General features: G+C 52.8%; 8 protein-coding genes and 1 pseudogene. 7 read left to right on the forward strand and 2 right to left on the reverse strand.

Annotation, left to right across the window (positions count from 1 at the left end; genetic code table 11):
• From ASD50_RS14940 to ASD50_RS14970, 7 genes are all read left to right on the forward strand, one after another.
• The coding region (locus ASD50_RS14940; protein WP_056242794.1) for an urease accessory protein UreD at window positions 1-673 on the forward strand (673 nt) is incomplete at its 5' end.
• Window positions 674-676: 3 nt separating this feature from the next.
• Window positions 677-1,171: a hypothetical protein gene (locus tag ASD50_RS14945; protein ID WP_056242797.1), complete on the forward strand. Its 495-nt coding sequence runs from the start codon at window positions 677-679 to the stop codon at window positions 1,169-1,171.
• The gene (locus ASD50_RS14950) at window positions 1,164-1,871 is read left to right on the forward strand and encodes an urease accessory protein UreF (RefSeq protein WP_056242799.1); all 708 of its coding nucleotides are present in this window, start codon (window positions 1,164-1,166) and stop codon (window positions 1,869-1,871) included. Before ASD50_RS14945 ends, ASD50_RS14950 begins: the two co-directional genes overlap by 8 nt.
• A gap of 13 nt (window positions 1,872-1,884) precedes the next feature.
• On the forward strand, window positions 1,885-3,057 hold the full coding sequence (locus ASD50_RS22645) for a transporter substrate-binding domain-containing protein (protein ID WP_082549691.1): 1,173 nt from the start codon (window positions 1,885-1,887) through the stop codon (window positions 3,055-3,057).
• An 11-nt stretch (window positions 3,058-3,068) separates the two neighbouring features.
• Entirely contained in the window at window positions 3,069-3,671 is a 603-nt protein-coding gene (locus ASD50_RS14960) for an ANTAR domain-containing response regulator (RefSeq protein WP_082549692.1), read from the forward strand.
• 12 nt (window positions 3,672-3,683) lie between these two features.
• Entirely contained in the window at window positions 3,684-4,925 is a 1,242-nt protein-coding gene (locus ASD50_RS14965; RefSeq protein WP_244484549.1) for an ABC transporter substrate-binding protein, read from the forward strand.
• A 448-nt stretch (window positions 4,926-5,373) separates the two neighbouring features.
• A complete protein-coding gene (locus tag ASD50_RS14970) occupies window positions 5,374-5,976 on the forward strand; it encodes a HupE/UreJ family protein (protein WP_056242802.1) in 603 nt (200 codons plus the stop codon).
• A gap of 162 nt (window positions 5,977-6,138) precedes the next feature.
• Here the strand turns inward: ASD50_RS14970 and ASD50_RS14975 are convergent.
• Window positions 6,139-6,459 (reverse strand): annotated as a pseudogene (locus ASD50_RS14975) (integrase core domain-containing protein); the annotation flags it as partial.
• Window positions 6,460-6,470: 11 nt separating this feature from the next.
• Window positions 6,471-6,770 carry a hypothetical protein gene (locus ASD50_RS14980; RefSeq protein ID WP_056242805.1) on the reverse strand — a complete coding sequence of 100 codons (300 nt, stop codon included), beginning with the start codon at window positions 6,768-6,770 and terminating at the stop codon, window positions 6,471-6,473.
• Window positions 6,771-6,945: the final 175 nt, after the last annotated feature.

Here is a 6,945-nt window from a genome sequence, read left to right on the forward strand (position 1 = left end):
CTCGGGAGCGGTGTTTGACGGCGATAAGCTGGAACTGCGGATTGCTGCGCGGGACGGTGGCAAGCTTCATGTAACGAGCACGTCCGCAACCAAGCTGCACCGCATGTTGGAAGGGTCGGCGTTGCAGAAGGTACAATTGGAGGTAACGCAGGGATCATACATCGAGTATCTGCCGGACCAACTAATCCCGCAGGCACAGTCATCTTACGACCAAGAGACCATGATCGACCTCGAGCGAGGGTCTATGTTGGTTGCAAGCGAAATCATTTCACCAGGACGCCTGGCCCGTGGCGAGGTCTTCGCGTTCGATCGTCTCAAACTAGAAACGCAAATAAAGGTCGGTGGAAGTACGCTTTTCACTGACCGCATGCTTATGGAACCGGCGGCGCTTCCAATCAATACAAGAGGCGTTCTTGGTTCCTTCCTCTATTCGGGAAACCTGCTGGCGCTTGCTCCGGGCGGGAATGCAAAGGGGATATACGAGGCTGCCACATCCCTGGAAATGATGGGTGAAGACTTTCGACTAGGTGTGGGTGCCTTACCCGGAGCGGTTGGCATTGTTGTGAGGGTCCTTGCTCGGTCATCATCAGTAGCTATGCGACTCATGGACGAAACTTGGTCCCGCGTTCGAATGCAGATGATTGGCGCGCCAGCCCCATCTCGGAGGAAATAGATTATGCTTGTCTCGAATAGAATAATTGGCGCCCTCGATGCAACCAAGTACACCGCCGGCGTAGTAGATTTCATAGAAATATCATGGGCGGAGGCAAGTAAGCGACGGCTCCGGCGACGCACAAAGGGTGGGCTCGACTTTGCTGTGTCTATGGAGCACGGTCAGTATATTTTCGACGGAGCGATTCTATTTAGCAACGATGATCATACAATCGTCGCTCAAAGACCTGTGGAGCTTGCGCTGGTCGTAGATATCGATCATACGAACTCGATCCCAGACATCGTCCGCCAGGCTACGCTTATCGGTCACGCTTTCGGAAACCAGCACGTGCCGGTTGAGGTAGACGGCTGTCGCATTCTCGTGCCGATGCTCTCAAGTGAGGAACTGATGGCCAAAACGGTTCGAGATCTTAAACTGGGCGAATTGTCGCTTCGTTTTGACTATGTTCGGCTCGGAGTTTCTCGTCCACTTGTAGTGTCAGGACACTCTCATGGGTGAAGCGTCGCTAGAGCCCCCCAATCGTGCGAGCTTTCTGACGGCCCTCCAGCTGGCCGACAGTTCTCTGCCAATAGGACGTTATGTTCACTCCTTCGGATTGGAAGCACTGCTCAACGAGATCCCAAAAAACTCGATTCAAATCGTGGAAATTGTCAAAGCGGTACTACTCCATGGTACGGGTCGCTCTGACGCAGTTGCCACTGCTCATGCGCATCGAATGTTTTCAATGGCCGACCTTGTCCAACTGCATAAGATCGACGAACATCTCTTAGCTCTGAAGCTGTCGGTGCCTGCGCGGAACGCATCGATCTCGTCTGGACGTCATCTGGCAAAGTTGGCACCACGGATATGGCCTCACAGTGTACTCGCTACGTTTTGCCAAGAAGTGCAAGCGGGCGAGGGCGGTAACCTTGCCGTCGTCACAGCAGCAATATCGGCTTCCCAAGGAATAGGCCTTGAGAACACTGTTCTCGCTGAATTGCGAGGTGCGGCAAGTGGTCTTTTTTCGGCTGCAGTACGTCTGGGACGGATGGGATCGGTAGACGCACAAATTCAACTTCACCAATGCGTTCCGACTATTATCCAAGCCGCGGAACGAGCCTTGGATATGGATTTGGAAGACATGAGTTCGACTACTCACGAATTGGATATTGCGATGTTACAGCTTCAGCGCAATCCACTACGCCAATTCGCGACGTAGCGGGAATTACGAGATGCGCGGCGTTGATGAATTACAGGAGTCCTACCGCTTGGAAGGCACTTGGCCGGTTGGTATCCTATTCTCGAGGAGTGGTATAACGGCGATCTCTGAGATTTCTCAACTACAGGGCACCTTACTTGCCATTTCCGAGATAAATTTAGCAGGTGGCGTGCTTGGAAAACCGATCTCACCCTTAATCCTCGACCCCGCCTCCGATCCACAACGCTACGCCCAATTCGCCAGTTCGCTGCTGATGGATAGAGGGGTGACTAATATATTTGGCTGTTCGGCTTCCTACAGTCGAAAAGCAGTGATTCCTGTAATAGAGCGGCGTGGAGGACTTCTTTGGTACTCAATTGGCTATGAAGGGTTTGAATACTCGTCGAATATTATATATACCGGACCGGCACCAAATCAACTTCATCTACCACTCGCCGAATATCTTTTTCCCCGGTACGGTCGAAAGCTGATGTGTGTGGGAACCGATTATCTTTTCCCACGTGAATCGAACCGAATTATGCAAGATCTCGTGTCCGAGATTGGTGGCAGTATTGTTGGTGAACACTATCTGCCGTTTAATGCACAGAGAGACGCCTTTTCGAATATCGTCAAAGAGGCGAGAGCGCTCGGTGCCGATGTGATCTTCTCCACGGTGGTGGGACCTGGAATAGCGGCACTTTATGATGCGTATGCCACCGAGAATCTTGATCCATCTGTCATGCCAATCGCCTCCCTGACGACGAACGAAACGCATTGTCAAGAAATGTGGTTCGAACCGTTGCCGGGGCATATCGTTTCCGCCCCATACTTCGAAACAGTAGGATCGCCACGAAATAGTAATTTTGTTGCCAACTATCATCAGCGTTTCGGAGCTAAACGGCCGACCGATGCTTGTGCCGAGGCCGCGTATTTCACCGTTCTGCTATTTGCCCGAGCTTTAGAGCGTGCTGGAACACTGGACCCTGAACGACTTCGAGCCGAAGTGCTCGGATTAGAAATCTCTGCTCCTCAAGGCGTGGTTATGGTCGATCCTGATAATAGCCACACTTATCTCTGGCCACGAATTGGAATGACGGAAGCTGGAAGAAAATTTAGAGTTGTCGCAGAATTCAAACAGGCAATGAAACCCGATCCGTATCTTATGAACTATGTGGGATTGGGTCGAATTAACCACGTTCAAGGATAGAAAGAAGCTTCATGTCCGGTGAGGCGCTGATTCGAGAATTGCGGAAACTGCAAGTTTGGGTGATTCATCCAGAGGACGCAGCTTGTAATGAACTTATTCGACATCTGAAGCGGATCGGGTGCCAGGTCAATACACAGTGGCCAATTCCCGAAAGTTGGCCAGTTCATGCCGATGTCGTCTTCTGTCTTTTTAGCGGACATCTTCCTATCGACGTAAGTGCCTTGAGGAACGGCCGGGAAGGCACACTTATCGGGATTGTGGAATATGAGAGCCCGACCATTGTTCGTGAACTATTGGACGCTGATGCGCAGGCCATCATCGCGAAGCCCATCCATCCTTTCGGCATCCTATCGACTTTATCCGTCGCTAGTTCGCGCTACCGTTTTGAACGCAGACAAAATAGTAAAATCGTCAAGCTTGAGGAAACTTTACGATCACGCCGCGTAGTGAACAACGCGGTTCGACGTCTGGCGACCGAGCGATCGATTAGCGAAGATCAAGCATATCAACTAATCCGACGTTGGTCTCTGGAGCAGCGTGTATCGATGACACGGATCGCTGACCACTTCATCGCCATAGATGAAGGAAGAGATGATTATTCCGAGGAATTCTAAAGGAGATACAAGATGAAATCTGAAACTGAATTAGATTCTTTCCTTCGTGTTGCTCTTGACTGGGAGGTAGACCCCATGGATCCGCCGGCATCCTTCGGGGGGTGGAATACAGGTCGAGTGGTTCAGCAGGTATTTGAAGGCTTATTCGAGGATGACCTTGAGAACGAAGAAGCAAGCCCGACAAAACTTATCCCTGCGCTCTCAAAATCAGTTGATATTTCTGACGATGGACTGAAATATACATTTCATCTGAGAGAAGGAATCCAATTCCATGATGGAACGTCTTTCGACGCTGAGGCGGTTCGTTACAATATAGATCGGATGTGGAATCCCAAAGCTCCCCATTATTCGCCCGTGGCAGCGGACTATAATCGAATTGGACTAGAGGTACTGGATTCCATGGAGATTTTGGGGCAATACACGGTCAAACTCACATTGAAGGAACCTTTTCCAGAGTTTCTCCGTTACATGACTCAAGAAGATGCTCCCGGCGCGCACGTCTACATCAGCCCTGAGGCATTAGAGAGACTAGGGAACTCGGGTATTGCCGATCATGCTCCCGGAACTGGCCCGTTTCGTTTTAATGAGCGGTTTCAGACGCCTTTCGGAAGCGGTGTTCGGCTGCAGCGAAATGAGAATTACTGGGGGGGCGCACCCAAGCTTAAGGGTATTGAGTTTAAACCGTATCCGGAGTTGAAAGATCGGTATGAGGCACTACTCACCGACAATGTCGATTTTGCTTATGGCTTGGAAGGTAGTGATCTCGACGAACTAGAGCGACGCGGTTTCATTGTAAAAGAGTGTCGGGTTCCATACATTTGGTATTTCATTTTTAATATGCGCGATCCAGTTCTTCGTGACACTAGAGTGCGTCATGCTATTGCCCATGCAATCAATCGGCAAGAATTGAGCGATAGCGTCTTTCGGGGAGATACAGCGGTCGCATCTGGAATGTTACCACCAGCCTCGCCAGCCTTCGACGACAATTACAAATTTCCTTACGAATACGATCCAGAACGGGCGCGGCAGCTTCTCAAGGAGGCAGGTGTCCCGTCCGATTGGCGATTGCGTATCATGACGGCAAATGCTGGTTCTGGGCAGCTCATGCCCGTGCAAATATGTGATTATCTCGCGAAGAGCCTCGAAGTAATAGGATGTGGTGCAGAGATAGTCCGAACAGAAGACTGGGTCGTCTACTGCAACGAGTGGCGTTCTGGTTTGCCGGATGGCGCGGGCGTCTCACAAATGAGTTAGGGTATGTCTTGTGACATTTGGCTGGACCAGGTGCTGCACTCGAGAAATTGCTCTCCATTTGGGTTCAATGCAGGGTACTATTCTAATTCAAAAGTTGATGGCCTTTTAGATAGAGCGCGTGAAACTCAGAATGATGGCCAACGGGCTCAGCTTTACCGAAAGGCTAATGAATTGATTATGGAGGATCTTCCGGTACTTCCCATGTTAACTTTGCGACGTGGTGCTGTCTGTTATCACCCCCGCGTAAGGGGTTTTCGTAACCCTCACCAGAATTGGCATTCGTTCAAAAATATTTGGATAGAATCCAGAACTTGAACGTCGTTGTGACCTTAGAGTTATTGATGCTTTTGCCTGCGACTACTTGTAGTATCGGCGCGGACGGATTGCGGTCTGCGTCGATAATGCATTGAAGATAAATACTATGAGACCGAACGCAAAGAGACAGACAATGCAAAAAAGTTTGACTAAAGTAATGATGGCTATAGCCATATTCGCCGCAAGCTCCACCGTTGCCAGCGCCCATGTCGGTGTCGGCGATGCGAGCGGTTTCGCGCACGGCTTCATGCATCCGATTGGAGGCATCGACCATATCCTCGCCATGGTCATGGTTGGCCTGTTCGCCGCGCAATTGGGCGGCCGCGCCATGTGGCTGGTGCCGGCTGCCTTTGTCGGCGTCATGGCTGTGGGTGGCGTCGTCGGCTTTTCCGGCATTGAGATGCCGTTTGTCGAACTCGGCATCGGCCTGTCCATCGTCGTGCTTGGTGCGGCGGTGGCATTTGGCCTGAAGCCGGTCGTTGCCGCGGCGATGGGACTGGTCGGCTTCTTTGCCCTGTTCCATGGCTTTGCCCATGGCGCGGAGATGCCGGACAGCGTTGCTGGCCTTGCTTACGGCGCAGGCTTCGTTGTCGCAACCGCGCTGCTGCATGCCGCTGGCCTGGGCCTCGGGTCGATCGCGGCAAGCGGGGCTGGTCCGCGGGGTGAAACGCTGGTCCGGGCAGCAGGCGCGCTTACTGCAGTTGCCGGCGTGGCCGTCGTCACAGGGGTCATTTGATCCATCGTCGAGGCTGCGTAGCCTTCTCTGGAGGTAGCGCCGCCCGATTTCCCGCATACTGACCTGCCACGGGTAATTTCCTCCATCTGAGATTAGAGTCCGGCCCTTGATTGCTCTGATCCCATTGTTTGGACCGCCGGAGGTTAGAGTTTTCCGGCGTTTTCACGATGGCGGGCTGGTTGCGCCATCGGGATTGATCAACGAGATCGGGACCTTGTGCCCGATCGCCCCATGCGGGCGTTCCTCATTGTAGTATCTGCGCCAATTCTCCATCTTTTTCGGCGGCATCCGCAAGCGTCAGGAACCAGTGGGCGTTCAAACACTCCGCTCGGAAGCGGCCGTTGAAGGCTTCGATATAGGCGTTGTCGGGTTGTCGGTTGGCTTTCCGGGCCGGCTGAAGTCGAGCGTCACGCCTCTTGTGTAGGCCCACAGGTCGAGATCTCGTGACACGAACCGAGCCCTGATCGTATCCATCCGGCCAAGACCGCGAGAGATCAGGAATTTGGTTTGTCTGCCATGACGCGCTTGATCATTCCCGGATCGCATTGGGAATCCGCGAGGAACTGTCGCACACCGCCGTCCCAGGTCCGTACGTCTGCGAGGAACTCCTTCAGGCTTTCGATGCCTCGGTCGGTGAAGGTAGTGATGCCCTCTTCGCTTCCGTCGTGGACATGGATCATCTCGCCGTAGTCGATGTTCTCCGAATTGCCGGTGATTTCCTGGAGGAGTTCGAGGTTCTCGCCTATCAGCGTGGCGACGTATTCGATGGTGTAGACACGGGTTGGGCGTGCCATCAGGCGGCCTCTTGCCGGGCGTCTCCGGCGGGAGACCAGTTCCACGGCAGCAGTTCAGGTACTCTGGATACGGGGAAGCTGGACGCCTCGAAAAACCTCGCCATTGACGGCTCGGGATGATTCACTGCCCCGGTGATTTGCCGGGAGGGGATGGATGCGGGGACAGGCCGGGTTT

This window comes from Mesorhizobium sp. Root552 (genome assembly GCF_001427285.1).
GTDB lineage: Bacteria > Pseudomonadota > Alphaproteobacteria > Rhizobiales > Rhizobiaceae > Mesorhizobium.

Excerpts from the sequence above, each read along its gene's own strand:
- ASD50_RS14945 (WP_056242797.1), top strand. The coding sequence starts at position 677 with ATGCTTGTCTCGAATAGAATAATTGGCGCCCTCGATGCAACCAAGTAC.
- ASD50_RS14960 (WP_082549692.1), top strand. The coding sequence starts at position 3,069 with ATGTCCGGTGAGGCGCTGATTCGAGAATTGCGGAAACTGCAAGTTTGG.
- ASD50_RS14950 (WP_056242799.1), top strand. The coding sequence starts at position 1,164 with ATGGGTGAAGCGTCGCTAGAGCCCCCCAATCGTGCGAGCTTTCTGACG.
- ASD50_RS14965 (WP_244484549.1), top strand. The coding sequence starts at position 3,684 with ATGAAATCTGAAACTGAATTAGATTCTTTCCTTCGTGTTGCTCTTGAC.
- ASD50_RS14980 (WP_056242805.1), bottom strand. The coding sequence starts at position 6,770 with ATGGCACGCCCAACCCGTGTCTACACCATCGAATACGTCGCCACGCTG.
- ASD50_RS14970 (WP_056242802.1), top strand. The coding sequence starts at position 5,374 with ATGCAAAAAAGTTTGACTAAAGTAATGATGGCTATAGCCATATTCGCC.
- ASD50_RS22645 (WP_082549691.1), top strand. The coding sequence starts at position 1,885 with ATGCGCGGCGTTGATGAATTACAGGAGTCCTACCGCTTGGAAGGCACT.